This window comes from Frigidibacter sp. RF13, from assembly GCF_026626305.1.
Classification (GTDB): Bacteria; Pseudomonadota; Alphaproteobacteria; order Rhodobacterales; family Rhodobacteraceae; genus TMP-24.
On record NZ_JAPNUE010000001.1, the window covers coordinates 695,084 to 719,168 of the forward strand.

Annotated in this window: 25 protein-coding genes and 1 pseudogene; 6 read left to right on the forward strand and 20 right to left on the reverse strand. The window is 65.3% G+C overall.

The window, feature by feature from the left end; genetic code table 11:
• Positions 1-217: 217 nt before the first annotated feature.
• From OU426_RS03380 to OU426_RS03425, 10 genes are all read right to left on the reverse strand, one after another.
• A complete protein-coding gene (locus OU426_RS03380) occupies positions 218-754 on the reverse strand; it encodes a DsbE family thiol:disulfide interchange protein (RefSeq protein WP_267632432.1) in 537 nt (178 codons plus the stop codon).
• On the reverse strand, positions 747-905 hold the full coding sequence (gene ccmD, locus OU426_RS03385; RefSeq protein WP_267632433.1) for a heme exporter protein CcmD: 159 nt from the start codon (positions 903-905) through the stop codon (positions 747-749). Before ccmD ends, OU426_RS03380 begins: the two co-directional genes overlap by 8 nt.
• Entirely contained in the window at positions 902-1,630 is a 729-nt protein-coding gene (locus OU426_RS03390) for a heme ABC transporter permease (RefSeq protein WP_267632906.1), read from the reverse strand. Before OU426_RS03390 ends, ccmD begins: the two co-directional genes overlap by 4 nt.
• Positions 1,631-1,674: 44 nt before the next feature.
• On the reverse strand, positions 1,675-2,331 hold the full coding sequence (ccmB, locus tag OU426_RS03395) for a heme exporter protein CcmB (RefSeq protein ID WP_267632434.1): 657 nt from the start codon (positions 2,329-2,331) through the stop codon (positions 1,675-1,677).
• 16 nt (positions 2,332-2,347) lie between these two features.
• Positions 2,348-2,980, reverse strand: a complete 633-nt coding sequence (gene ccmA / locus OU426_RS03400; protein ID WP_267632435.1) for a heme ABC exporter ATP-binding protein CcmA — start codon at positions 2,978-2,980, stop codon at positions 2,348-2,350.
• A 77-nt stretch (positions 2,981-3,057) separates the two neighbouring features.
• On the reverse strand, positions 3,058-3,411 hold the full coding sequence (locus tag OU426_RS03405) for an Mth938-like domain-containing protein (RefSeq protein WP_324289795.1): 354 nt from the start codon (positions 3,409-3,411) through the stop codon (positions 3,058-3,060).
• Entirely contained in the window at positions 3,408-4,388 is a 981-nt protein-coding gene (gene secF / locus OU426_RS03410) for a protein translocase subunit SecF (protein ID WP_267632436.1), read from the reverse strand. Before secF ends, OU426_RS03405 begins: the two co-directional genes overlap by 4 nt.
• Positions 4,389-4,398: 10 nt before the next feature.
• Positions 4,399-6,060, reverse strand: a complete 1,662-nt coding sequence (gene secD, locus OU426_RS03415) for a protein translocase subunit SecD (RefSeq protein WP_267632437.1) — start codon at positions 6,058-6,060, stop codon at positions 4,399-4,401.
• 10 nt (positions 6,061-6,070) lie between these two features.
• Entirely contained in the window at positions 6,071-6,406 is a 336-nt protein-coding gene (gene yajC / locus OU426_RS03420) for a preprotein translocase subunit YajC (RefSeq protein ID WP_267632438.1), read from the reverse strand.
• A 114-nt stretch (positions 6,407-6,520) separates the two neighbouring features.
• On the reverse strand, positions 6,521-8,890 hold the full coding sequence (locus tag OU426_RS03425; RefSeq protein WP_267632439.1) for a thiamine pyrophosphate-binding protein: 2,370 nt from the start codon (positions 8,888-8,890) through the stop codon (positions 6,521-6,523).
• A 114-nt stretch (positions 8,891-9,004) separates the two neighbouring features.
• Here OU426_RS03425 and OU426_RS03430 point away from each other — a divergent pair, with 114 nt between their 5' ends.
• Positions 9,005-9,475 carry an Lrp/AsnC family transcriptional regulator gene (locus OU426_RS03430; protein WP_267632440.1) on the forward strand — a complete coding sequence of 157 codons (471 nt, stop codon included), beginning with the start codon at positions 9,005-9,007 and terminating at the stop codon, positions 9,473-9,475.
• Positions 9,476-9,545: 70 nt separating this feature from the next.
• On the opposite strand, the gene OU426_RS03435 is transcribed toward OU426_RS03430, so the two are convergent.
• On the reverse strand, positions 9,546-10,658 hold the full coding sequence (locus OU426_RS03435) for an aminomethyltransferase family protein (RefSeq protein WP_267632441.1): 1,113 nt from the start codon (positions 10,656-10,658) through the stop codon (positions 9,546-9,548).
• 17 nt (positions 10,659-10,675) lie between these two features.
• On the reverse strand, positions 10,676-11,881 hold the full coding sequence (locus tag OU426_RS03440; RefSeq protein WP_267632442.1) for a methionine gamma-lyase: 1,206 nt from the start codon (positions 11,879-11,881) through the stop codon (positions 10,676-10,678).
• Positions 11,882-12,017: 136 nt separating this feature from the next.
• On the opposite strand from OU426_RS03440, the gene OU426_RS03445 reads away from it, so the two are divergent.
• The gene (locus OU426_RS03445; RefSeq protein WP_267632908.1) at positions 12,018-12,473 is read left to right on the forward strand and encodes an Lrp/AsnC family transcriptional regulator; all 456 of its coding nucleotides are present in this window, start codon (positions 12,018-12,020) and stop codon (positions 12,471-12,473) included.
• Here OU426_RS03445 and OU426_RS03450 read toward each other — a convergent pair whose 3' ends face one another.
• Genes OU426_RS03450 through OU426_RS03465 form a run of 4 tightly spaced genes read right to left on the reverse strand, consistent with a single transcriptional unit; the run spans position 12,474 to position 16,416 of the window.
• Positions 12,474-13,019, reverse strand: a complete 546-nt coding sequence (locus OU426_RS03450; RefSeq protein WP_267632443.1) for an SIS domain-containing protein — start codon at positions 13,017-13,019, stop codon at positions 12,474-12,476.
• Entirely contained in the window at positions 13,016-14,509 is a 1,494-nt protein-coding gene (locus OU426_RS03455) for an FGGY-family carbohydrate kinase (protein WP_267632444.1), read from the reverse strand. The genes OU426_RS03450 and OU426_RS03455 overlap by 4 nt, the downstream gene beginning before the upstream one ends.
• A 3-nt stretch (positions 14,510-14,512) precedes the next feature.
• Positions 14,513-15,601 carry a M20/M25/M40 family metallo-hydrolase gene (locus OU426_RS03460; RefSeq protein WP_267632445.1) on the reverse strand — a complete coding sequence of 363 codons (1,089 nt, stop codon included), beginning with the start codon at positions 15,599-15,601 and terminating at the stop codon, positions 14,513-14,515.
• A gap of 2 nt (positions 15,602-15,603) precedes the next feature.
• On the reverse strand, positions 15,604-16,416 hold the full coding sequence (locus tag OU426_RS03465) for a BtpA/SgcQ family protein (RefSeq protein WP_267632446.1): 813 nt from the start codon (positions 16,414-16,416) through the stop codon (positions 15,604-15,606).
• A gap of 76 nt (positions 16,417-16,492) precedes the next feature.
• Between OU426_RS03465 and OU426_RS03470 the strand changes: the two genes are divergently transcribed.
• Both OU426_RS03470 and OU426_RS03475 read left to right on the forward strand, forming a co-directional pair.
• Complete coding sequence (locus OU426_RS03470; RefSeq protein WP_267632447.1) at positions 16,493-17,518, forward strand: aldo/keto reductase; 1,026 nt, start codon at positions 16,493-16,495, stop codon at positions 17,516-17,518.
• A gap of 10 nt (positions 17,519-17,528) precedes the next feature.
• A complete protein-coding gene (locus OU426_RS03475) occupies positions 17,529-18,362 on the forward strand; it encodes an amidohydrolase family protein (protein ID WP_267632448.1) in 834 nt (277 codons plus the stop codon).
• A gap of 8 nt (positions 18,363-18,370) precedes the next feature.
• Here OU426_RS03475 and OU426_RS03480 read toward each other — a convergent pair whose 3' ends face one another.
• From OU426_RS03480 to OU426_RS03490, 3 genes are read right to left on the reverse strand one after another with little or no spacing between them, the layout of a single operon-like run.
• Positions 18,371-19,306, reverse strand: coding sequence for a PfkB family carbohydrate kinase (locus OU426_RS03480; RefSeq protein ID WP_267632449.1), 936 nt, complete (start codon positions 19,304-19,306; stop codon positions 18,371-18,373).
• A 1-nt stretch (position 19,307) separates the two neighbouring features.
• On the reverse strand, positions 19,308-20,282 hold the full coding sequence (locus OU426_RS03485; RefSeq protein ID WP_267632450.1) for a sugar phosphate isomerase/epimerase family protein: 975 nt from the start codon (positions 20,280-20,282) through the stop codon (positions 19,308-19,310).
• Between the two features lie 22 nt (positions 20,283-20,304).
• On the reverse strand, positions 20,305-20,994 hold the full coding sequence (locus OU426_RS03490) for a GntR family transcriptional regulator (protein ID WP_267632451.1): 690 nt from the start codon (positions 20,992-20,994) through the stop codon (positions 20,305-20,307).
• A gap of 134 nt (positions 20,995-21,128) precedes the next feature.
• On the opposite strand from OU426_RS03490, the gene OU426_RS03495 reads away from it, so the two are divergent.
• Both OU426_RS03495 and OU426_RS18145 read left to right on the forward strand, forming a co-directional pair.
• The gene (locus OU426_RS03495) at positions 21,129-22,661 is read left to right on the forward strand and encodes a UxaA family hydrolase (protein ID WP_267632452.1); all 1,533 of its coding nucleotides are present in this window, start codon (positions 21,129-21,131) and stop codon (positions 22,659-22,661) included.
• A 12-nt stretch (positions 22,662-22,673) separates the two neighbouring features.
• A pseudogene (locus tag OU426_RS18145) lies at positions 22,674-23,438 on the forward strand (universal stress protein); the annotation flags it as partial.
• 22 nt (positions 23,439-23,460) lie between these two features.
• On the opposite strand, the gene OU426_RS03510 reads toward OU426_RS18145, so the two are convergent.
• On the reverse strand, positions 23,461-24,069 hold the full coding sequence (locus tag OU426_RS03510) for a cysteine hydrolase family protein (RefSeq protein WP_267632453.1): 609 nt from the start codon (positions 24,067-24,069) through the stop codon (positions 23,461-23,463).
• Positions 24,070-24,085 lie beyond the last annotated feature (16 nt).

Here is a 24,085-nt window from a genome sequence, read left to right on the forward strand (position 1 = left end):
TTCAGTCGAACCGTTATTCTGCGTCAGATTATTCTATGGTGACACCCGAAGCTGGAATAAAAAGGTTGCCATGCAAAGTCCTTTTTATCGCTCTTTTTCTGCACCAAGCATGCCATGGTTCGAGCTTGCAGGCTTCCTGCTGCTGATCCTGGCCTGCCATTCCTGACATCTATCCGGGCGCGAGACCCGCTCTCTCGCGCCCGCCCCTCTTCCGCAATCACGGATTGTGCGCGGCTTCGAGCGCGGGCAGGAACCGCTGCTGATAGTCGCTTCCGACAAGCGGCCCGGTGAACCGATAGGCCACGGTCCCGTCCGCCCGCAGGATGAATGTCTCCGGCGGCGCGGTGACACCCCAGTCGAGCCGGGTGCGCCCCTTGGGGTCGAATGCAATTGCCCGGAACGGATTGCCGCCCTCGGCCAGGAAGGCCAGCGCCTGATCCTCGGCATCGAGCATGTTGACGCCGATCACCCGGTAACCTTCAGCCGACAGCGCCATCAGTGTCGGATGTTCCGCCCGGCAGGGCGGGCACCAGGAGGCCCAGAAGTTAACAATCGTGACCTCACCTTTCAGATCGGCCTCGGTCACGCCGGGATAGCCGGGCAGCGCGTCGCTGCCAATGGCGGGCGCCGGGCGGCCGACGAAGACCGAGGGAAGATCGTCGGGATTCTGGCGACCCATGCCCCACCAGGCAAGCCCCATGAAGCTTGCCGCGACGACCAGCGGCAGCACCATCAGCGGCGACATTCTAGCCATGGCGCTGCGACCTTTCCTCGACCTCAGCCAGCGCGCGCTTCACCCGCCCGGCCCGGATCAGTACATAGGCGACAAGCGCTAGAACCAGCACGAACGTGACCCCATAGGCCGACAGAACCGTCAGCGCATACTTCCCCAGATCGGGCATCATGAAAGCTTCTCCCGCGCCAAGAGCGCCTGCATGCGGCGCGCGCGGATCTCGGTCCGGGTGCCGATCAGGACGAGCGTCACGAACAGAAGCACGAAACCGGCGATTGAGGTCCAGAGCGGATAGGCAAAGACATCGGCCACATGCTCCTCGCGGTCCAGAGATAGTGAGGCACCCTGATGCAGCCCCTGGTTCCAGAACAACACCGCATAGCGACTGAGGAAGGCAAAGACCGAGCCCACGATGCAAAGGACCGAGGTGAGGTCGGCCGCCGCATCGGGGTTCTCAACCGCCGACCAAAGCGAGAGATAACCGAGGTAGAAGAGAAAGAGGATCAGGAACGAGGTGAGCCTCGGGTCCCATTCCCACCAGCTGCCCCACATTGGCTGTCCCCAGATCGCCCCGGTGATGAGCGCGATCAGCGTCATGACCATACCGATCGGCGCCGCGGCCTTGGCCGCCAGCACCGAGACATGATGCCGACGGATCAGCCAGATCAGCGATGTCACCAGCATCATGCCCCAGGCATTGATCGCCATCAGGGCAGAGGGCACATGGATATAGATGATCTTGACGGTCGATCCCTGCTTGTAATCGTCCGGCGTGAAGAAGAAGCCCCAGATCAGCCCGACCGTCAGCGTCACGACAGACAAGCCCACCGCCCAGGGCAGAAGCGCCCCGGAGGTCTGCATGAACTTCTTGGGATTGGCATATTCCCAGATCGACATCGTCCCACCCGGCCCGTTCGGGCCTTTCCATAGCATGTACGCGCCTAACGCAGATTGACGCGGATTGCCGCAGCCGTGGCGTACGGCAGAAGCGCCAGCGTGCCAAGCGTAATCGCCCCGAGAAAGGCCATCGGCGTGCCCAAGGCCGCGCCCTCGGCCCCGCGCCGCGCCACTTCGGCCCCGAAGATCAGCGTGGGCACGTAGAGCGGCAGGACCAGAAGCGACAGAAGCAAACCGCCGCGCTTCAGACCGACCGTAAGGCCTGCGCCGAAGGCGCCGATCATCGAAAGCGCAGGCGTGCCCACGGCAAGCGACAGGGCGAGCGCAGGCATGGCCGCGCCCGGCAGATGCAGAAGCACGCCCAAAAGCGGCGCGATCAGCGCCAGCGGCAAGCCCGTGGTCAGCCAGTGCGCGATGGCTTTCATCGCGACGACCGCCTCCAGCGGCAGGGGCGCGGTCGCGAGCTGTTCCAGCGTGCCGTCCTCGTGATCGAGCGCGAAGAGCCGGTCGAGCGAAAGAAGCGAGGCAAGAAGCGCGCCGACCCACAATATGCCGGGCGCAATGGTGGCGAGCCGCCCGCTTTCGGGGCCGACGCCGAAGGGCACCAGCGTGACGAGGATCAGGAAAAAGGTCAGGCTCAGGCCGAAACCGCCGCCTGCCCGCGTCGCGAGCCTGAGGTCGCGAAGAAGCAGGGCGATCATCTGTGCACACCCCGGATCACAGGAAGGCCTCATCGAACCCGGCGGGCGAGGCCTGCAGGCTCATTGCACCGCGCGCGCGGTAAGGGCTCAGGTCAAGCTCCGCCGCACCATCGAGACCGAGATCGACATGGCTGGTCAGAAGCGCGGCGCCGCCGTCCCTCAGGTGGCGGGAGAGAAGGGTCGCGAAATGCGCGACCGTCGCGGCATCAAGCGATACGGTCGGCTCGTCCAGCACCCAGACCGGCCGGTCGGAGAGAAGGAGACGCGCAAGACCCAGACGCCGTTTCTGCCCTGCTGACAGGGTCTGCGCCGGACGGTCAGCGAGATCGGTCAGCTGCAGGTCGGCAAGTGCCGTATCCACCGCCCATACCCCATAAATCGCGGCCCAGAAGGCGAGGTTTTCCCGGACCGTCAGCGTTGACTTGACCGCATCGGCATGACCCGCCCAGGCAATCTGCTCCGGCCCCGGCGCGACCCGGCCGGTCAGCGCCGGCTGAAGGCCCGCGATGGTTCTGAGGACGGTGGTCTTGCCAACGCCATTCGGCCCGCGCAGGACGAGCGCATTCCCCGCCGTCACGGCGAACCCGAGCCCCGCGAGGATCGCGATGCCGCCACGGGCAACAGACAGCTCTGTGACGATCAGGTCCATGACTTTCGCCTAGCGGATTTCGCCCGGCGCCGGAAGGCGGAAATCCGACGCAGGGCCGATGAGCGGTCCGCCCGCGGTCAGACCGGCAGCAGCGCCGCCGCGACCCGCCGCCCTTCGGCGAGAAGCATGTTGTAGGTCCGCGCCGCGGCAGGGCTCGTCATTGGCTCGAGCGCAAGGCCCACGCCCTCGACCGCCGCTTGCAGAGCCGGATCGGTATAGGCCATCGCCGCGCCGGTGCCGTAGAGCAAGACATCAACCTGCCCCGCCAGCGCCACGAGCGCCGCCGCATCGCCTGCCCAGATCGCTGAGCCCTCAGGCGTCAGAAGAACCGGCCCGCGCATGACCCTGCCCCCTACCCGGAAGAAGCCCGGCCCATAGCCCTCGACCGGCAGGGCCGGGCCGGAAAAACCGATCTCGTCGAGCGCGATCATTTCGCCGTGTAAAGCTGTTCGCCCTTCGGCCCGCCTTCATCGGTGGGCTTCGACCAATCGCGCTTCACGCCCAGCATCAGGACGATGTTCTTCGCGACATAGATCGAGGAATAGGTGCCGATCAGCACGCCGAAAGTGATGGCAAAGACAAAGCCGCGGATCACGTCGCCACCGAAAATCAGAAGCGAGATCAGCGCCAGAAGCGTGGTGCCAGAGGTCATGAGGGTCCGCGAGAGCGTCTCGTTGACCGTCAGGTTCATCACGTCCCGCAAGGGCATCGTCTTGTATTTCATCAGGTTTTCGCGCAGCCGGTCGAAGACCACGACCGTATCGTTGATCGAATAGCCAAGGATCGTCAGCAGTGCGGCGATGATCGTTAGGTCGAACTTGATCTGGAACAGCGCGAAGATACCCACTGTGATCATCACGTCATGGATGAGCGCCACCAGCGCGCCGACCGCGAACTGCCATTCGAACCTGAGCCAGACATAAACACAGATCGCCGCCGTCGCTGCCAGAACCGCGATGACCGCTGACTTGATCAGCTCTCCCGACACTTTCGGCCCGACCGATTCCACGCTCGGGAAGGTCATTTCCGGGTCGATCGCGGTCAGCGCACCCTCGATCTTCTCGATCACCTCGGGCGTGATCGCCTCTTCGTCGCCCTGCGCCTGGATGCGGATCTGCGCCACATGCTGGTTCTCGTCGAACGTCGGATCGAAGACCTGGGCGATTGAGACATCGCCCAGGTTCAGGGGCGCGAGCGCCTGCCGGTAGGCGCCTACATCGACCGGTGCAGTCGATTCGGTGCGGATCGTAGTACCGCCCCGGAAATCGATGCCGAAGTTGAGCCCGGTGAAGAAGGGCAGAAGGATCGAGATCGTCAGGACCAGCAGAGACCCGCCAAAGGTCAAGCGCGCGGCCTTGAAGAAGTCGATCTTCGTATTGTCGGGGACGAGTTTCAGACGGAATGCCATGACAGGCCCCTCAAACGATGATGGTTTTTGGCCGTTTCCAGCCATACCAGGTGACGACGAACAACCGCGTGACGAAGACCGCCGTGATCACCGAGGTGATGATGCCCACCGACAGCGCGACGGCGAAGCCCTTCACCGGGCCGGAGCCGAGGAAGAAGAGGATCACGCCGCCGATCAGTGTAGTGATATTCGAATCGACGATTGCCGACAGGGCTTTCTCGAAGCCAAGCTCGATGGCACGCGTCGGGCCCTTGCCGCCGCGCAATTCTTCGCGGATCCGCTCGAAGATCAGCACGTTCGCGTCGACCGCCATGCCCATGGTCAGCACCACGGCGGCGATGCCCGGCAGCGTCAGCGTCGAGCCGATCAGGGAGAAGATCGCGAAGATCATCGCCATATTAATGGCAAGCGCGACGCTGGCCAGCACGCCGAACAGGCCATAGCTCGCGATCATGTAGAGGATGACCGCCGTATAGCCGACGGCAGCGGCGATCTTGCCCGCATCGATCGAATCCTGGCCAAGTTCCGGCCCGACGGTGCGCTCTTCCAGGAACGTCATCTCGGCCGGCAGCGCACCTGCGCGCAAGAGAACGGCAAGGTTCGTCGCCTCCTCGACCGAGAAGGAGCCGGTGATGATCCCCGAGCCGCCCGCGATATGTGTGCGGATCTGCGGCGCCGAGATCACCTCATTGTCGAGGACGATGGCGAAGAGCTGGCCGACATTTTCTGCCGTATAGTCGCCGAACTTGCGGGCGCCCGACGGATCGAAACGGAAGGCGACGGCGGGGGCGCCGTTCTGGTCGAAATCGGGCCGCGCGTCGACGAGTTCCTCACCAGTAACGACCGGGGTTTCTTCCAGCACGTAAAAGACGCCCTGTTCATCGATCGACTGAACGAGCAGATTGCCGGGGCCGGCAAGTTCATTGCCATTGGTGGTGCGCTTGATCACCGGATGGAACGTCAGTTTCGCCGTGGTGCCGATCAGCGCTTTCAGTTCCGCCGCCGAACCGATGCCCGGCACCTGGATCAGGATGCGGTTTGCGCCCTGGCGCTGGATCGTCGGTTCGCGGGTTCCCACCTCGTCGACCCGGCGCCGCACGATCTCCAGCGATTGCTGGATCGTCCGGTCGTCGGTCGCGGCTTTTTCCACATCTGTCAGTTTCAGGATCAGCGTCGTGCCGTCGCTTGTGACGTCGAGGTCTCGTTGGCCTGCGCCGGTCAGCGAGATCACCGGGGTCGAAAGCCCTTCCGCCACCTCAACAGCCTTGGCCATGCCTTCGGGATTTTCGATCGTCACCCGCAGCTCGTCATCGGGCGACGGCGCCTTGCGCACGCCGCCGACGGTCGCGCGCTCGGCCTGAAGCGCCTTGCGCAGTTCCGGCCAGTATCCCTGCATCCGCGCCTTGTAGACATCCTGAACCCGAACTTCAGCCAGAAGATGCGCCCCGCCCCTGAGGTCGAGCCCGAGGTTCACGATGTCCGAAGGCAGCCAGTCCGGCCAGAGCGCCTTGTCGGCCAGAAGCTCCGGCGTTTCCGGCGCGCCCTTGGCAAGAGCGGCGACGGCATCGTTGTGCTTTTCGACACGCGGATAGAAGGCATTCGGCGCGGCAAAGACCAGGGCAGCCACGCACAACACCCAGGTCAGAATGCGCTTCCAGGCAGGGATCTGCATCTATGTGAACTCAGTTGGAGTTGGCGGCAGGTTCGGTCTTCGAGACAACCGCCGAAATGGTCGCGCGGACGATGCGCACCTTGACGCCATCAGCGATCTCGACCTCGACATCCTTGTCGTCGATCACCTTCGTCACCTTGGCGCGAATGCCACCCGCGGTCACAACCTGATCGCCCCGGCGCAGCGCCGAAACCATCGCCTGATGTTCCTTCATCTTCTTCTGCTGCGGACGGATCAGCAGGAAATACATGATCCCGAAGATCAGGATCAGCGGCACGAACTGCGCCAATGCAGCGCCACCACCGGCGCCACCGGCGGCCTGGGCGTAAGCGGGAGTAATGAACATGGAAGGCCCCTTCGAATGGAAAGAGGGGGCCGGGCCCCCGCGACTGGCGGGGAACCTATAGTCGCGCCCCCCGCTTTGCAAGGTTCGGCCCGGCCTTCATTGTGGGCAGGTGCATCAGGCCGACAGACGGATCGGCCTTCCCGGCGCGATCCGGTCGGCGGCCGCCGTGATCGCATCGGCGTCGATACCGAAATGACGGTAGAGATCGGCGATGGTGCCGGTCTGGCCGAAATGTTCGACACCAAGCGGCACGGTCCTGTGCCCCGCCACCGCGCCCAGCCAGGCGAGTGTCGCGGGATGGCCGTCGATCACGGTGATGAGCGTGCAATGGCCCGGCAGCCGCGCCATCAGCCGTTCGGCATGGCTGACGGCCTGCACCCCGCGCGCCCGCGCCCGCCGCGCCGCCGTCCAACCCGCGTTCAGCCGGTCGGCCGAGGTGACGGCGAGTACGCCCACGTCGCGCCGCTCGCCCGCGATCCGGCCAGCTGCCTCGATGGCCTCTGGCCCGACCGTCCCCTGATAGGCGATGACCACTTCGGCGTTCGGCCCCGGCTCCCTCAGCCAGTAGGCGCCGTCGATCACGCCTTGGGAAAAACCCGGATCGTCGCGGCGCAGCACCTGTTCGACCGGCCGGGTGGAGAGCCTGACATAGACCGACCCGCCGGTCTCGTCGCGCAGCCAGGTCCGCTCGTCGGGGTCGCCCTCGCCGTCCTTCTGCAGATAGTCGAAGGCCCAAGCCATGATCAGCGACAGTTCGTCCAGATAACAGGGCTCGAAACTCGCCAGCCCGTCCTGCGCCATGCCGATAAGGGGCGTGCCGATCGACTGGTGGGCGCCGCCCTCCGGCGCCAGCGTCACGCCCGACGGCGTGCCCGCGATGAGGAAGCGCGCATCCTGATAGCAGGCATAGTTCAATGCATCGAGGCCACGGACGATGAACGGGTCATAGACCGTGCCGACCGGAATGAGCCTTTCGCCCCAGAGCGAATGCGACAGGCCTGCCGCCCCGAGCAGAAGGAAGAGATTCATCTCGGCAATGCCCAGTTCCAGATGCTGGCCCTGAGGAGAAAAGGCCCATTTCTGCGCGCTCGGCACCCGCTCGTCGCGGAAGGTATCGGCGCGGTCCTGACGGGCGAAAAGGCCCCGCCGGTTGACCCAGCCGCCAAGATTGGTCGAAACCGTCACATCGGGCGACATGGTGACGATCCGGTCAGCCAATGGCCCGCCCGCGCGCGCCAGTTCGTCCATGATCTTGCCGAAACCCGCCTGCGTCGACAGCATCCGGTCGGAAAGCGCGACCGGCGCCGGTACCGGCACGGCGGGTGCTGCAAACCGTCGCCGCCCGTCAGTAAAGAAAGGCACGCGCGCCAGGAATTGCTTCAGCGCGCCTTCGTCCGGAACGGCGGCGAATTTATCCCATTCCGCCCCGACCGGCACGCCCATGCGGGCGCGCAGGGTCTCGATCTGCGTCTCGGTCATCAGGCCCGCGTGATTATCCTTGTGCCCGGCCAAAGGCGTGCCGAACCCCTTGATCGTGTAGGCGAGGAAGACCGTCGGCCTGTCATCCGTCGCCGAATCGAACGCCTCGCAGAGCGAGGGCAGGCAATGGCCGCCGAGGTTCTCCATCAGCCGCGCGAGGTCCGCGTCCGACCGCTGGTCAAGAAGCGCCGTCACCTCGCCCTGATCGCCGATATCATCCATCAGCCGTTTGCGCCAGGCAGCGCCGCCCTGATAGGTCAGTGCCGAATAAAGCGCGTTCGGACAGGTGTCGATCCAGCCCTTCAGCCGCTCGCCCCCCGGCTCGGCAAAGGCCGCGCGCTGCAGGGCACCGTATTTCAGCCGCACCACCCGCCAGTCGAAGGCGGCAAAGACCGCCTCGATCCGCGCCCAGAGCCCCTCGCGCACCACCCCGTCCAGCGACTGGCGGTTATAGTCGATCACCCACCAGACGTTCGTCAGGTCATGCTTCCAGCCTTCCTGCAGCGCCTCGTAGATATTGCCCTCATCGAGTTCCGCATCGCCCACCAGCGCCACCATCCGCCCCTCGCGCCGCCCTTCCAGCCAGCCGTGGCCCTTGAGGTAATCCTGAGTGATCGCGGCAAAGATGGGCATTGCGGCGCCAAGGCCGACCGAACCGGTCGAGAAATCCACATCATCCTTGTCCTTGGTGCGCGACGGATAGGATTGCGCGCCACCATAGGCCCGGAAGCCTTCAAGCTGGGCGCGCGTCTGGTTGCCCATCAGATACTGGATCGCATGGAAGATCGGGCTCGCATGCGGCTTGACCGCGACGCGGTCCTCGGGCCTCAGCGCGTGGAAATAAAGCGCGGTCATGATCGCCGCCATCGAGGCCGACGAGGCCTGATGGCCGCCGACCTTCACATCCCCCTCGCCCTTGTCGCGCAGGTGATTGGCATTGTGGATCATCCAGCTCGCGAGCCAGATCACGCGGTCATGCAGGGTATCGAGATGGGATTTGGTCATCATGGTCCTCGGGTAGGTCGGGCGCGACTGTAGCGCAGCCGACTTGGAGTTTTGTTGCAAAGGCGCTGCGAAACCGGCGATAATTAGGGACAAAAACTATCATGCGGAGAACTCATGGCTGAACTCGCTAACATTGACGACATAGATCGCCGAATCCTGCGCTCCCTTCAGGCAAACGGCCGCATCAGCCTTCAGGACCTGAGCACGAACGTTGGCCTCAGCCCGACACCGGTCGCCCGCCGCATCCGACAGCTTGAGGACATCGGCATCATCACAGGCTACCGCGCGCTGATCGACGAGGCCGCGCTTGGCTTTGCCATCTCGGTTTTCGTCTCGGTCCGGCTCGACCGGCAGATCGACGGCACGCTCGCCGGGTTCGAAGCGGCGATCCGCGCCTTTCCCGAGGTCGTCGATTGCTGGCTGATGACCGGCAACCGCGATTATCTCCTCAGGATCGCGACCTCGAGCCTTGCGGAGTTCGAGGCCTTCCTGACCGGCCGCCTGACCCGGGTGCCGGGCGTCGCCGCCATCGAAAGCTCGATCCCCCTGCGCCGCGTCAAGGGCGATCTCGCGCGGACAATCTAATCTGCAGTCCACAGTCAAATCACCTAGCGGAGCCTCGTTTCTGGGCGACATAGATGGCCCCCTCAGCGGCTTACCGGAACGGCAGCGGGGCGGGGTACACCGGCACTGGACCGTCCGGCAGCGCGGCAGTCAGACCGGATGTATCGTCGCGCAGGTCGGCCCGGATCAGGCCGATGCCGATGGTGCGGGCAAGTCGCTGCGAAAACACCATCTCGCTCATCACCCCTGCCTCGGCGCCATCAAGATCTATGCGGACGGGATTGCCGGGCGCGGCCGGGGCGCCGTCGACCCATAGCCCGACGCGACGGCGGGCGGGCCCCCGGACGGCCAGTCGTGTCAGCGCATCACGGCCGACGAAATCGTGTCCACCCGCGAAATCCACGAGCCCGCCGAGGCCCATTTCGAACGGATCTGCTGGAGTGACCTGCCGCCTCATGTCCGACCCGTAGGAAACGAGACCGCTTTCTACCCGCTCGACATCGTTCGGCGCACCGGGGCCAATATCGAAGGGCGCTCCCGCGGCTGCCACGCGGTTCCAAAGTTCCTCGCCTCGGCTCGAGTCGGTCAGGTAAAGCTCGAACCCCCCCTGCTTGGACCAGCCGGAGCGCGCCAGCACCAGCGGAATGCCGTCCAGCGCGGTTTCGCGGAACCAGAAATACCGCAGATCGCGAACCCAGTCGCCGAACAGCGCCGCGATAACCGCCTCGGCCCGCGGCCCTTGCACAGCAAGCGGCGAAACATCGGGTTCGAGCACCCGCACATCAAAGCCGCGCTCGCGCGCGATCGCCAGCGCCCACAGATGCAGATCGCTGTCCGCGACAGACAGCCAGAACCGGTTCTCGGCCAGCTTCAGCAGCACCGGGTCGTTGATTAGAAAACCGTCGTGGTCGCAGATCGGCACATATCGCCCCTGCCCCACCTTCGTTCCGGCCAGGTTGCGCGGCGTCAGGATCTGCGCGAGCCGCGCCGCGTCCGGCCCGACCAGCTCCACCTGCCGCTGGGCCGCCACGTCCCACATCGCAACGCCCCCCATCAGGCGCCGGTATTCGGCGTCCGGGTCCCCGAAATGCGCCGGGATATACATGTGGTTGTAGACCGAAAAGCTTCGCACCCCCGCGCGCAGGGTCGCGGCGAAGTAGGGCGATTTGCGGATATTCGAGCCGATGGCAATTTCGAAGGTCATGTTCCGTGATCCGTTGGTCAGGCCGCCAAGGCCGCGGGCACATCCAGTGCCTGCATGAGGTCGGCCAAGATATCCTCTACATCTTCGAGGCCGACCGAAAGTCTTATCAATCCATCGGAAATCCCGTGCGCGGCGCGTTCATCAGCAGTGTAGGTCGAATGAGTCATCGACGCGGGGTGCTGGATCAGGCTTTCGGCATCGCCGAGCGACACGGCGCGGCGGATCAGCGCGAGCCGGTTCATAAAGCACGCGCCATCGGTGATGCCGCCATTCAGCTCGAACGCGATCATCGAGCCAAAGCCCGGCATCTGGCGGCAGGCCAGCGCATACTGTTCGAAGCTTTCGAGGCCGGGATAATAGACCTTGCCGACGGCCGGATGCGCCTCGAGCATCCGCGCCACGACCGCCGCACTCTCAGCATGACGCTCGACCCTGAGTTTCAGCGTCTTCAGCCCGCGCAGCACAAGCATCGCGTTGAAGGGCGCCATGACCGCGCCGGTCATATCCTTCATGCCGACAAGCCGCACCTCCTGGATCGCCTCGGCCGAACCGACCGCGATCCCGCCCACCAGATCACCATGGCCGCCCATGTATTTCGTCGCCGAATGGACGACGAAATCGGCGCCAAGCTCGATCGGGCGGGTGATGACCGGGGTCGCGTAGGTATTGTCGACCACGGTCTTCACGCCCTTCACCCGGGCGATGGCGCAAGTCGCTTCAATATCCACCAGCCGCATGTTCGGGTTGGCGGGCGTTTCGAAATAGACCACCCTAGTCTTCGGGCCGATCGCCGCCTCAAGGTTCGCCGGATCGGTCAGGTCGACATGGGTGATCGTGATGCCGAATTTCGCGAGCCCATGGCGCATGAACGCGAAGGTACAGCCATAAAGCGTCTTGTCGGTGATGATCTCATCGCCCGGCGACAGGATCGTCCAGAGGACCGAGGTGATCGCCCCCATGCCCGAGGCGGTGGCAAGCCCGGCCTCGGCCCCTTCCAGATCGGCGACCCGGCGCTCCAGAAGGTCGCAGGTCGGATTGGTGATGCGCGAATAGAAATGCCGCGCCTCCGCGCCCGCGAAGACCGCGCCGCCCTGTTCGACCGTGTCGAAGGCGAAGGTCGACGTGAGATGCAGCGGCGGGGTCAGCGCGCCCTCATGCTCCATAGGCTCATAGCCGAAATGAATGGCGCGGGTGGAAAAACCGGTGGTGGGGGAGAGTGTCATCGGATCACCTTGTCTGAGGTCGCCCGTAAAGGCCTGCGCTCAAGCTAAGCCGGAGACGATGACAGGAGTTGCCAAACTGTGCTAACAATTTCCCGAAAATTGAAACTTCCTGCCATCAGGGAACATTATGAAAGCAATTGATGCCAAGGACCGGCAGATCATTCGCGCCTTGCAGCGCGACGGCCGCCTGACGAACCAGGATCTGGCGGAGCGGGTGAACCTCTCCCCCTCGCCCTGCCTGCGCCGCGTGCGCCTTCTGGAAGAGGCCCAGGTGATCACCGGCTATTCGGCAGATGTCGACCCGCGCGCCTGCGGTCTCACGATCACCGCCTTCATCCGCATCACGCTTGCCCGCCACGACCGTGACGCCGTGAAAGGGTTCGAGACCAAGGTGCGCGACATCCCCGACATTCTCGATTGCTACCTTCTGACCGGCGAGGCGGATTATCTGCTGCGGGTTCTGGTTGCCGACCTGAACGCTTATGAGGAGTTCGTGCGGAACCGCCTGCATGCGATCCCGGGCGTCGCGTCGATCACCACGAGCCTCGTCTATGGCACGGTCAAACAGTCGCGGCTTTATCCGCTCGACTGATCATTCCATGTTGGTATGGCGGGCACGCATGGTTTCTGGCTGGATGCCCAGCCGGTCGCGCAGGTCAAGCACCATCACTTCGAAGAGCAAAAACAGCGCCCCTTCGAAGAGCGACCCCATCGGCAGGGCCGAGGTCGCTTGCTCGTCATTGGCCATGGTCTGGGCAGGAACGGTCAGCACATGATCGGCGAGCGCAGCCGAAGCTGTCTGTGGCTGGGCCGTGATGAAAAGAACCTGCGCACCGGCGGCTATCGCCCGTGTCATCAGGGCTGTGACCGTCACCAACTCACCCGGCCCCGCCACTGCGATGAATAGATCGCCGGCCCCCAGCGCCGGAGCGGCCATGTCTCCCTGCATCGCGACCGGCAGACCCATGTGGTGAAGCCGCATGGCAAAGCCCGACAGCTGAAGCCGTTCGCGTCCGCAACCATGTGCCATGATGCGGCCGGCTCCGGCGATCATCCCGCAGGCTGTCGCGACCGAGCCGAGGTCAAGCCGGTCGGCAACCTCGCCCAATTCCTTCAGCGCCATGTGAAAGGGGTTCATCCATCCTCGCCAAGTTCAGCTGCAATCTCTCTTGTCCGCTCATAGAGCGCGCGGAACAAGGGGTACTGCTGCTGATAGGCTGGATGACGCACTGCCGCAACCCGGCGCGCCTCGGGGTTCCAGTCCGCTATGTCTTCTGGACGCGCCTGTCCGATGGCCAGCGCGGCGAGGAATGCATCGCCATAGGCCGCGCCGCTGGTAACGCGGGCGACCGACTGGTCGAGCCCGGTGAGGTCCGAAGTGGCCTGCAGCCAGACTGCGTTCTTCGTCCCCCCGCCGACCGCCAGCACGCGCGCGGGCGGCGCGCCCGCTTCGGCGAACGTGTCGGTCACATGGCGGGTGGCCATCGCTATCCCTTCCAGCACCGCGCGATACATTTCGCCGCGGCCATGGGTGAGGTTCAGCCCGAAGAAAGCTCCTTTTGCCAATGGGTTATGGATCGGTGTTCGCTCGCCCGAGAAATAGGGCAGGCAGAGAAGCCCGCGCGCGCCGGGCGGTACAGCTTCCGCCTCGGCGGCGAGCCGGGCGAAGGCCTGATCGCGCGGCAGGTCGGCGGCGAACTTGTCGCGGAACCAGTGGGTTAGCGTGCCAGAGGTCGCAAGCCCCGCCATCACGGCATGTTGGCCCGGAAAGAGCCAGGGCGCATGCCAGAGGCGCGGGTCGGTCAGGCGGCGATCGGAGAGAAGGATGATGAAGATGGTCGAGCCATACATCACCATCATGTCGCCCGGCGCCCGCGCGCCCACGCTCACCGCCTCGGCCGCGGCGTCGATCGTGCCGCAGGTCACGGGCGTTCCGGGCGCAAGCCCCGTTTCCCGCGCGGCACCCTCGCTGATGCGCCCGGCGATCTCGGTCGACCAAAGAAGGCGCGGCAGCATCGTCTCGTTACATATGTCCGCCAGACCGCAGGACCAGCGCTGGCGGGACATATCGTAGACCGGTGCGAAGCTCGATGCGGTGTAATGGTCGATCACAAACTGGCCCGTTAGCTTCCAGGTAACGAAGCTGGTCGAGGTGAGGATGCGTTTGGTCCGTGCCCAGATTTCCGGCCGGTTGCGGCGCAGCCACAGAATCTTCGGCCCGACCGCCTGAGATGTCAGCGCGTTGCCTGAATGGTCGAGGATACGCGCCTCGCCTATTTCGGCATTCAACAGCGCGATCTCGGCGCTGGCCCGTGTGTCGACGCCATAAAGGACGCCGTTCATCAATGGGGTTCCATCGGCATCGACCGGCAACATGCAGGGACCGATGGCAGAGCAGGCAACAGCGCCAATCTCTTCAGGTTTTACCTGAGAAGATCGTAGCATCTCCCTGACAATAAATACGAAGTCTCCCCACCAATCCTCTTCTGCCCGATGCTCCGCCCAGCCAGGTCGCGGCACAATCATCTCATGCGGCCGCGCGGCCTCGGCGACAATCCGGCCGCCTTCATCGACGATCACGCCCTTGGATTCGAAAGTCCCGATATCGACGCCGAGCGTATAGGCCATCCGTCAGCCCCGGTTCAGCGCAAAGTCCGGCCCGATAGCCCGGATCGCGGCGGCGAGAAGGCGGGTAAGCCCTTCGAGATCGGCAAGATCGCAGCATTCGAGCGCGGAATGCGAATAGCGCATGGGAAAGCCCATATCGATCGCGGCAACACCCTCGCCCACGAGCTGCACATAGGAGAGATCGGTCAGCACGCCGACCTGGGCGGAGCGCTGAAGCGCCAGCCCTTCGCTCGCCGCCGTCCGTTCCATCAGCGCGACCAGCGACGGATGGGGGATCACCCCGTTCAGCGTGCCGCGGCCGTGGAAGGAATAAAGGCTCATCCCTGGCCCTGCGCCCAGCTGCATCTCGCCCCGGTCGGCCATGTCGGGCGTATCGGTCGCCAGCATCAGGTCGATCTGGATCGCGATGTCTGGTTTCAACATCTGTGCCGCCACAAGGGCGCCGCGCAGATTGAATTCCTCCTGCACCGAAAAGACCGCATGCACCGTGGGGCGGTTCTTTACCGCCGACAGCGCCCGCACCAGCTCGATCAGCACCGCACAGCCCGCGCGGTCATCGACCGAGGTTCCGGCGATCCGCACGCCCGCGAGGTCCATGGCGCGGGGCAGATAGACAATTGGCGTGCCGATCCGCACGCCCGCCGCCTCGACCGCCGCTTTCGAGCCATGGCCGGTGTCGATGAATATCTCGGGCGCCTTCAGCACCTTATATTTCTCGTCCGGCCCCGTCGCATGATGCGCCTTGTTGGCGATGAGGCCCGGCACATCGCTCCCTTCGCCCACGCAACAGAGAACCGCCTGCGCCGCCAGTGCCCGTTCTGGCACTCCACCCATCCGCTCGACCCGGATCAGCCCGTCCGCCTCGATCTTGCGGACGATGAACCCGAGCTGGTCCATATGGGTGAAGACCATGACCGAAGCCCGGTCCGCCCGCCCTTCAAGCGTCAGGATCAGATTGCCGAGCCGGTCGGTCCGGGTCTTTAACCCGTCCGGCAGGCGCGCGCGGATCAATGCTGCCACCCGCTCCTCATGCCCAGAAAGGCCCGGGGTCAGCATCAGATCGACCAGATCGCGCTTGAGCCTGTCCTGCATGATCACGCCCCGCCGCGCGCGGCGCGGGCGCGCGCCATGAAATCGTCGGCGCGCGCCGGATCGACCGGGTTCCAGGTGTCGCCACCCACCTTCAGCGCCGATCCGACGATGCAGCCATCGGCCACCCGCAAGACATCGGCGACGGTCGCATGTTTCACCCCGGTATTGGCCAGGACCGGCATGTCGGGCAGCACTTTCTTCACTGCTTCCAAATCCGACAGGGCCGCCGCCTCGCCGGTGATCTGACCGGACACCAGAACCGCATCGGGGATCGAGGAAAAGGCCGCGCTCCGCGCCCGGTCGGGCAAGGAACGGCGGTCGAGACTGTCGGCAAATTCGGCCGAGACATTGTAGAGCATGGCAAGGTCACCGCGGCCGAGCCGGTTGCGATACCGCATCGCCGCGCCCGCGTCCGGCGTCCAGGGCCCCATGTCCGAGGCATAGGTGCCGGTGAATATCTCGCGCACGAAAGCCGCGCCGGTGGCGGCGGCAAGCGCGACCGTGGACATGGGATCCCACAGGACATTCACGCCGAAGGGCACCCTGATCTCGCCCCTGAGCCGACCGATCACATAGGCCATCGTCGCGGTCGAGGCTGTGTCGACGCGAAACTCGTATGGCCGGTCATTTTCATTGCCGAACATGATGGCATCGAATCCCGCCCCCTGCAGGGCCGCAAGGTCGGCGCGGGCGGCGGTGACCAAACCCTCGAGTCCCGCCTGCGGATCATGCAGGGGCGCCCCCGGCAAGGCGCCGAGATGGACCATGCCGATCACCGGCTTTCCCGCGCCGAACACCTTGCGGAAATTCCCCATCTCCCCTCCCATTCGGGTTGCGGCAGCCCGCCGGATGATGAATCATGCTAGCATGTTAGCTGCCGGGAGAGCGAGAATGCAACTCAGGACACGCGTCTGGGACCGAAACGGCAAGGGTGCCCTGTCCTTCACCGAGCTTGGCTTCGGCACCGCACCCTTAGGCAATCTCTACCGGGCGATCAGCGATACCGAGGCCGACGCGGTGCTGACGCGCGCCTGGGACATGGGCCTGCGCTATTTCGACACCGCGCCGCTTTACGGCTTCGGCCTGTCGGAGACGCGCCTCAACCGCTTCCTGCGCGGCAAACCGCGCGGCGACTATGTACTCTCGACCAAGATCGGGCGGCTTCTCAGCGCCTGCCCGCCGGACACGCGCGATGGTGTGGGCAAATGGTTCGATGTGCCCGCGCGCCGCGAGGTCTACGATTATTCCTTCGACGGCACCCTGCGCTCGGTCGAGTTTTCGCTCGAACGGCTGGGGGTGGACCGGATAGATGTGCTTTATGCCCATGACCTCGATGTCTTCAACCATGGCAGCGCCGCAGCGTTGCAGGCAAGGCTCGACGAGTTCATCGGCGGTGGCTACCGGGCGCTTCTGAAGCTGCGCGAGGAAGGCGTGATCCGGGCCTTCGGCGCCGGTGTGAACGAATGGCAGCCCTGCCAATGGCTGACCGAGCGGGGCGATTTCGACATCTTCCTGCTTGCAGGCCGCTATACGCTCTTGGAACAGGAGGCGCTCGCCTCCTTCCTTCCCCTGGCTCAAGAGCGCGGCATCGGCATCGTGATCGGCGGACCCTACAATTCCGGCATCCTGGCAAGCGGGCCGAAACCCGGCGCCTTCTACAATTACAATCCCGCGCCACCCGAGATCATCGCGCGGGTCGAGCGCATTCAGGCGGTCTGTGCGCATCATGACGTGCGGCTGGTCGATGCAGCCTTCCAGTTCCCGCTGCGCCATCCGGCGGTCCTGTCGGTGATCCCGGGCGGCCAGTCGGTGAGCGAGATGGAGGCCAATCTGGCCGCCGCAACGGCGGCGATACCGCCCGCGCTCTGGGCTGATCTGAAGGCCGAAGGGCTGATGCGCCCCGACGCGCCGGTCTGAGAGGGTAGCCATGCAGATCGACGCCCATCAGCATTTCTGGAACCCCGCGCGGGGGGATTATTTCTGGATGCCCAAGGACGACCCGGTGCTGGCGCGGCCTTACGCGCCTGCCGATCTGGCGCCGGTCCTAGCGGGGGAAGGGATCGACGGGACGGTTCTGGTTCAGGCGGCGGCGACGGTCGACGAGACGGAATATATGCTCGGCCTCGCCGATGCGACGGAGTTCGTGAAGGGTGTCGTCGGCTGGGTGGATTTCGAGAGGCCGTCGGACCGTGAAACATTAAGGCGTCTTGCCAACCATCCGAAATTCAAGGGTATTCGCCCGATGATCCAGGATATTCCGGATGACGATTGGATGCTGCGCGAGGATGTGCAGTGGGGCTTCCGGGCGGTGGCCGACTTGGGGCTGACGTTCGACGCATTGGGGTTTCCGCGCCATCTGGCGAACTTCCTGACCATCCTGAAACGGCACCCGGACATGCGGGTCGTCGTCGATCATTGCATGAAGCCGCAGATCAGGGCGCATTCTGCGGCATCCTTCGCCCATTGGGCCGAGGGTATGGCGCGGATCGCAGGCGAGACCGGGTCCTATTGCAAGTTCTCGGCCCTGATCACCGAGGCAGAGCCGGGTTGGACGGTCGAGGAGCTGAGGCCTTACGCCGATCATGTGATCGCGGTATTCGGGGCGGAGCGGGTGATGTGGGGGTCTGACTGGCCGGTCTGCCGCTTGCGCGCCGAATATGGGGCCTGGCGGCGGGCAGCGCAGGACCTGACGGCGCATTTGCCAGAGGCTGCACGGGCGCGAATTTTCGGCGGCACGGCTGCGGAGTTCTACGGACTCTGACGGGTCGCTCATCGTCGGGCTTCGCCCGCTCTTCGCTCGGGCGCGCTTAAGCCGACTTTGGCCCTTCCGGCGAGAAACCGTTCGGCCTGAGGTCGGCGGATGGCCGACCGCCCTTCAGGCGGGGTGGAGACGAAGAGCGCGGCGGCGGCTTGCGCGAAATGCGCGGCTTCTTCGAGGCTTTCGCCTCTCATCAGCCCGGCCGCAAGCGCGCCGATGAAGGCGTCACCCGCGCCGTGGGCAGATACGGCCTTGACGGGCACGGCGGCCGCGAGGCTCGCGGCCGTGCCATCCCAGATGGCAATCCCGTCCGCCCCGCGCGTCAGGATCGCGCGGGCTGGCCCGAGGGCGGCGAGCGCGGTGACGCTCTCGGCAGGCAGACGATCGCCGACCAGAGCGGCAGCTTCACCGCGATTGACGACGAGAAGCGACAGAAGGCTCAGAAGCTCCCCCGCGGCGGGTCGTGCGGGGGCGGCATTGAGGATCACTTCGATCCCGCGCGCATGGGCCGCCCGGGCAAGCAGCAGGTTCACCTGCTCTGGCAGTTCGTTCTGCAGCAGCAGAAAACGGCAGTCTTCCGGCAGATCGATCCTCGCCGCATCGACCGCGGCATTCACACCCGAGACCACGACCGCACCATATTCGCCGTCCGCCTGCAGGATCGCCACACTCATGCCCGAAGCGCCATCGATCCGCCATACGCGGGACGCCCCAACCCCGGCCGCCGCAAGTTCCGCCAGCAAGAGGTCCCCCGCCGCATCGGTACCGACCGCGCCCGCCATCTCGACCCGCGCGCCCATCCGCGCCGCCATCACCGCCTGATTGCCGCCCTTGCCGCCGAACGCATAGCTCACGGCGCTGCCCATCAGTGTCTCGTCAGCCACGGGCAGCCGAGGGGCCTGCACGATCACGTCGTGATGAAGCGCGCCGCAGACCAGAAGCGACATGTCACTGGTCCTTCAGGAGCGCGGCGCGAACCGCAGCCAGCGCCGCCGCCGCGTCCTGACGCGATTGTGCTTCGGTCAAAGACTGACCATCGCGCAGCCGCCGCGCTGCAGACCGAAGCGTTTCGGCCATCGCGACATTGGCCGCAGCCTCCGCCGCCGGATCAAGGCCGCCATGATCGGGGAACGTGTCGAAATAGATCGTGCCCTCATAGCCGATCCTGTCGAGCGCAAGAAACAGTCCGACCGTCTCCACCGGGTGGACGGAGCCCACCATCAGACCGTCGTCGCGCTTGGCGTAACCGTCGTTCAGATGAACGCCGAAGAGTGGCACCTTGCGCGCGATGAGGCGCGCGGTCTGTCCCGGGTCCTCGCCTGCATACAGCGCATGGGCGAAGTCGAGCGCGACACCGAGGTTTGGGCGGTTCACCTCAGCCAGCGCCAGCAGGACCGTCGCAGCATCGCGCAAGACGGCGCGGGCGCGGGGTTCGTCGGGCTTGTATTCGACCGCGACCGGGCAGCGGGGATCATGCCCAGCGACCTCGGCAAGCGCCGCAACCGTATCCTCCCAAAGCCGCTCGAAATCGGCCTGCAGCGGATAGTCCACGCCGTCCTGGCCGAGCCAGAGCGTCATCACCCCACCGCCCATGGCCCCCAGAAAATCGATGCCGCGCTTGGTGAGGTCGATGGCCCGTTGCCGGGTCGCCCGGTCGGGATGGGTGAAGGCGCCAAGCCGGAAGGCCGGGTCGGTGCCATAACGCATGGCCAGACCGTTGAGCCCGATGCCATGCCGGTCCAGAATATCTCGCGCCGACTCGGCGGTTTGCCCTGTCAGATGATCGGGGAAATTGAGATCGGCAGCGTCAATCCCGGGTACGCCCGCCGCACGGGCAACCATTCCCCCAAATCCCTCCCCCGATCCAGCCCGGAACGCGTTCAGCCGGACGGCATAGCGGGGGCGGGTATCGAGGAAGCTCATCGGCGGCTCCTGTGAGGTGCGGTCAGCCCGGGGCGAAAAGCTCCGGCCGTTCCAGAACGAGGGGTTCGAGGATCTTAATGAGCTGGCCAAGGTGCTGGCGCGTCGCCTCGCGCGCGCCGACCGGATCGCGCGCTTCAAGCGCCGCAACAATCGCCTGATGTTCGCTCAGCGTCGCCTGCACCCGCCCGGGCTGCGGCAGGATCAGCTGGCGCGCCCGGTTCACATGCACCCAGGAGGTTTCCGCAATCGCGGCAAGGCGGCGGAAACCGGTAAGACCGAGGATCAGCTCGTGCATTTCGGCGTCCATCTTGTAGAAACCCGTGATGTCGCCGTCGGCGATCAAAGCCTCCTGCACGCGCAGATTGCGACGCAGCAGCACCAGCTGTTCCTCGGTGATGGTCGCGGCCACCCGCTCGATCGCCGCCAGTTCCAGCGCCTCGCGCAGGAAGGCGCCCTCGCGGATTTCCTCCATCGAAAAGCGGGCAACGAAAGTCCCGGCCTGGGGGACGATATCGACAAGGGCCTCGGCGGCGAGCCGCGCCACCGCCTCGGACACAGGCGAGCGCGAGACGCCGAGCGCCTCGCAGATCTCCGGTTTGCGCAGAATTTCGCCCGGCCGGTAGGCCAGCGACAGGATCGCCTGTTTCAGGGCACCATAGACCTTTTGGGCGAGCGAACCAGAAAAGGCATCGAGCGGTTGCAGCACCGGCATCTGCCTTGCCTCTTGCGGGGCACTCTCGTTCATCGGTAACATACTAACATGTTAGACCTCGCTCCCTCTCTGTCAAGCCGCGCCGCGCACCGCGGGCGGCCCGGTCCGGGCGCATAAAGAAATGAGGCAAACCCATGTCCCCGCCCGGAACTCTCCCCCAGAGGCCGATAGTCCGCCTGCATCCGGATGACAACATATTCGTGGCGCTCACCGATTTCACGGCTGGTGAGCTTGTAGATGGCGTGAGACTGACGGGTGCCGTGCCACGCGGCCACAAGATTGCCGCCCGCGCCATTGGAACGGGTGAGCAGGTCGTCCGCTATGGCCAGACGATCGGTGTCGCCACCCGGGCGATCGCGGCGGGCGAGCATGTGCATAGCCACAATCTCGGCATGGGCGGCCACGATCAGGACTACCACTTTGCGACCGACCTGCGCCGCCTGCCCGCGCCCGGACCGGCTCGGACATTCATGGGATACCGCCGCCCCGACGGGCAGGTCGGCACGCGCAACTATCTTGGCATCCTGACCTCGGTGAACTGTTCGGGCTCGGTCGCGCGTTTCATCGCCGAAGCGGCAGAGCGCGACGGCTGGCTTCGGGATTTCCCTCGCATCGACGGCGTGGTGCCGATCGTCCACGGCACAGGCTGCGGCATGTCGGGCAAGGACGAGGGGTATCAGACCCTGTTCCGCACCCTGCAAGGCTATGCCCGCAACCCGAATTTCGCGGGCATCCTCTTGGTCGGTCTCGGCTGCGAGGTGATGCAGGTCGCCGACCTCGTCGGCCGCGACCGGCTGCGGCCGGACGGCAATTTCCGTTACATGACGATCCAGCAAACCGGCGGCACGCGCGCCACCATCGACAAGGGACTGGCGGAGCTGAAGGCGATGGCTCCCGCAGCCGATGCGGCGCGGCGGAGCGAGGAAAGCGTGAGCCATCTGGTGATCGGCATGCAGTGCGGCGGCTCGGACGGCTATTCCGGCATCACCGCCAACCCGGCCCTCGGCGCGGCGTCGGACCTTCTGGTTGCCCAGGGCGGCACGACCATCCTGTCGGAAACACCGGAAATCTATGGCGCCGAACATCTTCTGACCCGCCGCGCGGTCAGCCGGGAGGTCGGCGAGAAACTGGTCGCGCGCGTGCGCTGGTGGGAAGAATACACCGCCCGGCTTGGTGGCGAGATGGACAATAACCCCTCCCCCGGCAACAAGCGCGGCGGGTTGACGACGATCCTTGAAAAGTCGCTCGGTGCCGTCGCGAAGGGCGGCACGGCGCCGCTGACGCAGGTCTACCGCTTCGCCGAACCGATCATCGAACGCGGCTTCGTCTATATGGACAGTCCGGGCTATGACCCCTGTTCCGTCACCGGCCAGATCGCCTCGGGCGCCAATCTGATCGCCTTCACCACCGGGCGCGGCTCGGTCTCGGGATACAAGCCCGTGCCCTGCCTCAAGCTGGCCACCAACAGCGAGATGTACGCGCGGATGCGCGACGACATGGACCTGAACTGCGGCGATATCGTCACCCATGGCGTCGGCATCGAGGAAAAAGGCGGAGAAATCCTTGATCTGATGATCCGCGTTGCCTCGGGCGAGAAGACGAAAAGCGAGGAACTGGGATTCGGCGGCGCGGAGTTCGTGCCCTGGGCGATGGGCGCAGTGATGTGACGGGCCGCGCAGCGCGGCTTTCGTCTGGCGCGGGCGCGGGCGGCGCGGCCGATCGTCGTCACCGTGGTGGACGACAGCCTGCCCAATGCCTTGGCCGAGGAATTCGCGCGCGCAGACGAGTCGCGATTGACAAGGGTGGTCGCCGCCGTGTCGGACAGCGAAGGGGTTTCGCACGAATTGCGCACCCTGCGCGGCGATCGGGCACCGGCGGTGGCATTGCTCTGCGCCACCGAAAGGGCCGATCTGCTGATCTTAGGGCGGCACCGGCCACGCCCGTTCACCGACATCTTCCGCGAAACGACGATGGAACGGATCGTGGCGCAGGTCGCCTGCCCGGTACTGCTGGCCTGCGCGCCGACCGGCACCGACTATGGCGTCGTTGTCGCGGCCATCGACTTCTCGCCCGCGTCCGCCGCGGCGGTCCGCACCGCGGCGTTGCTGGTGGCCGAGGCGCGGCTGGGGGGGGTCCACGCACTGCATGTGCCCTATCGCGGTCTGATCGCCCCCTCGACCGCCGAGGCGCTCTCCGAGGAGGCGCGGTCGGCCGAAGCCACCTTGCGCAAGGCCCGTGATCTGCCCGCCCATTTCGGCCCGATCGCAATGATCGAAGGCGTGGTCGATCAGGTCGTCGCCGCCGCGCTCGCGCGCGACAACGCCGACCTCTTGGCGCTGGGTGCGCATGCGCGCGCCGGGGTGGGCGGCGCGCTGCTTGGCGGATTCGCGACCCGTATCCTGCGCGACCCGCCCGCCGACCCGCTGATCGCGCGCGCCGGCTGAGGCGGGGCGCGCCGCCGCGCCTCTATGCCGCCGCCTTGGCCGCTCTGAATTCCGCCACGACCTCGTCGGCAGTCCGGAACTGGGTCTCGGGATCGGTTGCGTACCAGGTGCGGAAATACTCCAGCCCGCCGTCGTGGCCTTCCTGCGTGAAGGCCTGAAGCGCGTCGGTGACCCAGACAAGATTGAAGCCCTTCTGGAAGGCGTCTCCCGACGTATGCCGACAGCAGCAATCGGTGTGCAGCCCGGTGATGTAGAGTGTGTCGATGCCGCGGGCGCGCAGCTGCGATTCCATGTCCGAGCTCTGGAAACCGCTGTAGGTCGTCTTGGGGATGCTCAGGTCTCCCGGGTGCGGTGCAAGATCGGGAAGGATTTCGGACCATTCGGAGCCCTTCATCGAATGCGGCGGCCACTTGCGCATCTCGAGATCGTCGGGCGTATGCTCGTCCGTTGAATAGACCACCTTGGCACCGGCCGCCCGCGCCGCCGCGGTCAGTCTTTGCAGCGGCTCGACAATGGCGCGGGCCCGCGCCTGGTATTCCTGTCCGCCAGCATTGGCGATGAAGCCGCCCGGCTCGACGAAATCGCGCGCCATATCTACCAGAACTATTGCGCAACGCTTGGGATCAACCATCGTTCATCTCCTTTGT

Excerpts from the sequence above, each read along its gene's own strand:
- OU426_RS03425 (WP_267632439.1), bottom strand. The coding sequence starts at position 8,890 with ATGACCAAATCCCATCTCGATACCCTGCATGACCGCGTGATCTGGCTC.
- OU426_RS03475 (WP_267632448.1), top strand. The coding sequence starts at position 17,529 with ATGCAGATCGACGCCCATCAGCATTTCTGGAACCCCGCGCGGGGGGAT.
- yajC (WP_267632438.1), bottom strand. The coding sequence starts at position 6,406 with ATGTTCATTACTCCCGCTTACGCCCAGGCCGCCGGTGGCGCCGGTGGT.
- OU426_RS03440 (WP_267632442.1), bottom strand. The coding sequence starts at position 11,881 with ATGACACTCTCCCCCACCACCGGTTTTTCCACCCGCGCCATTCATTTC.
- OU426_RS03405 (WP_324289795.1), bottom strand. The coding sequence starts at position 3,411 with ATGATCGCGCTCGACGAGATCGGTTTTTCCGGCCCGGCCCTGCCGGTC.
- OU426_RS03485 (WP_267632450.1), bottom strand. The coding sequence starts at position 20,282 with ATGAGCTTCCTCGATACCCGCCCCCGCTATGCCGTCCGGCTGAACGCG.
- ccmB (WP_267632434.1), bottom strand. The coding sequence starts at position 2,331 with ATGATCGCCCTGCTTCTTCGCGACCTCAGGCTCGCGACGCGGGCAGGC.
- OU426_RS03465 (WP_267632446.1), bottom strand. The coding sequence starts at position 16,416 with ATGGGGAATTTCCGCAAGGTGTTCGGCGCGGGAAAGCCGGTGATCGGC.
- OU426_RS03470 (WP_267632447.1), top strand. The coding sequence starts at position 16,493 with ATGCAACTCAGGACACGCGTCTGGGACCGAAACGGCAAGGGTGCCCTG.
- OU426_RS03380 (WP_267632432.1), bottom strand. The coding sequence starts at position 754 with ATGGCTAGAATGTCGCCGCTGATGGTGCTGCCGCTGGTCGTCGCGGCA.
- ccmA (WP_267632435.1), bottom strand. The coding sequence starts at position 2,980 with ATGGACCTGATCGTCACAGAGCTGTCTGTTGCCCGTGGCGGCATCGCG.
- OU426_RS03490 (WP_267632451.1), bottom strand. The coding sequence starts at position 20,994 with ATGCCGGTGCTGCAACCGCTCGATGCCTTTTCTGGTTCGCTCGCCCAA.
- ccmD (WP_267632433.1), bottom strand. The coding sequence starts at position 905 with ATGATGCCCGATCTGGGGAAGTATGCGCTGACGGTTCTGTCGGCCTAT.
- OU426_RS03455 (WP_267632444.1), bottom strand. The coding sequence starts at position 14,509 with ATGGCCTATACGCTCGGCGTCGATATCGGGACTTTCGAATCCAAGGGC.
- OU426_RS03430 (WP_267632440.1), top strand. The coding sequence starts at position 9,005 with ATGGCTGAACTCGCTAACATTGACGACATAGATCGCCGAATCCTGCGC.
- OU426_RS03480 (WP_267632449.1), bottom strand. The coding sequence starts at position 19,306 with ATGTCGCTTCTGGTCTGCGGCGCGCTTCATCACGACGTGATCGTGCAG.
- OU426_RS03495 (WP_267632452.1), top strand. The coding sequence starts at position 21,129 with ATGTCCCCGCCCGGAACTCTCCCCCAGAGGCCGATAGTCCGCCTGCAT.
- secF (WP_267632436.1), bottom strand. The coding sequence starts at position 4,388 with ATGGCATTCCGTCTGAAACTCGTCCCCGACAATACGAAGATCGACTTC.
- OU426_RS03460 (WP_267632445.1), bottom strand. The coding sequence starts at position 15,601 with ATGCAGGACAGGCTCAAGCGCGATCTGGTCGATCTGATGCTGACCCCG.
- OU426_RS03510 (WP_267632453.1), bottom strand. The coding sequence starts at position 24,069 with ATGGTTGATCCCAAGCGTTGCGCAATAGTTCTGGTAGATATGGCGCGC.
- secD (WP_267632437.1), bottom strand. The coding sequence starts at position 6,060 with ATGCAGATCCCTGCCTGGAAGCGCATTCTGACCTGGGTGTTGTGCGTG.
- OU426_RS03390 (WP_267632906.1), bottom strand. The coding sequence starts at position 1,630 with ATGTCGATCTGGGAATATGCCAATCCCAAGAAGTTCATGCAGACCTCC.
- OU426_RS03435 (WP_267632441.1), bottom strand. The coding sequence starts at position 10,658 with ATGACCTTCGAAATTGCCATCGGCTCGAATATCCGCAAATCGCCCTAC.
- OU426_RS03450 (WP_267632443.1), bottom strand. The coding sequence starts at position 13,019 with ATGAACCCCTTTCACATGGCGCTGAAGGAATTGGGCGAGGTTGCCGAC.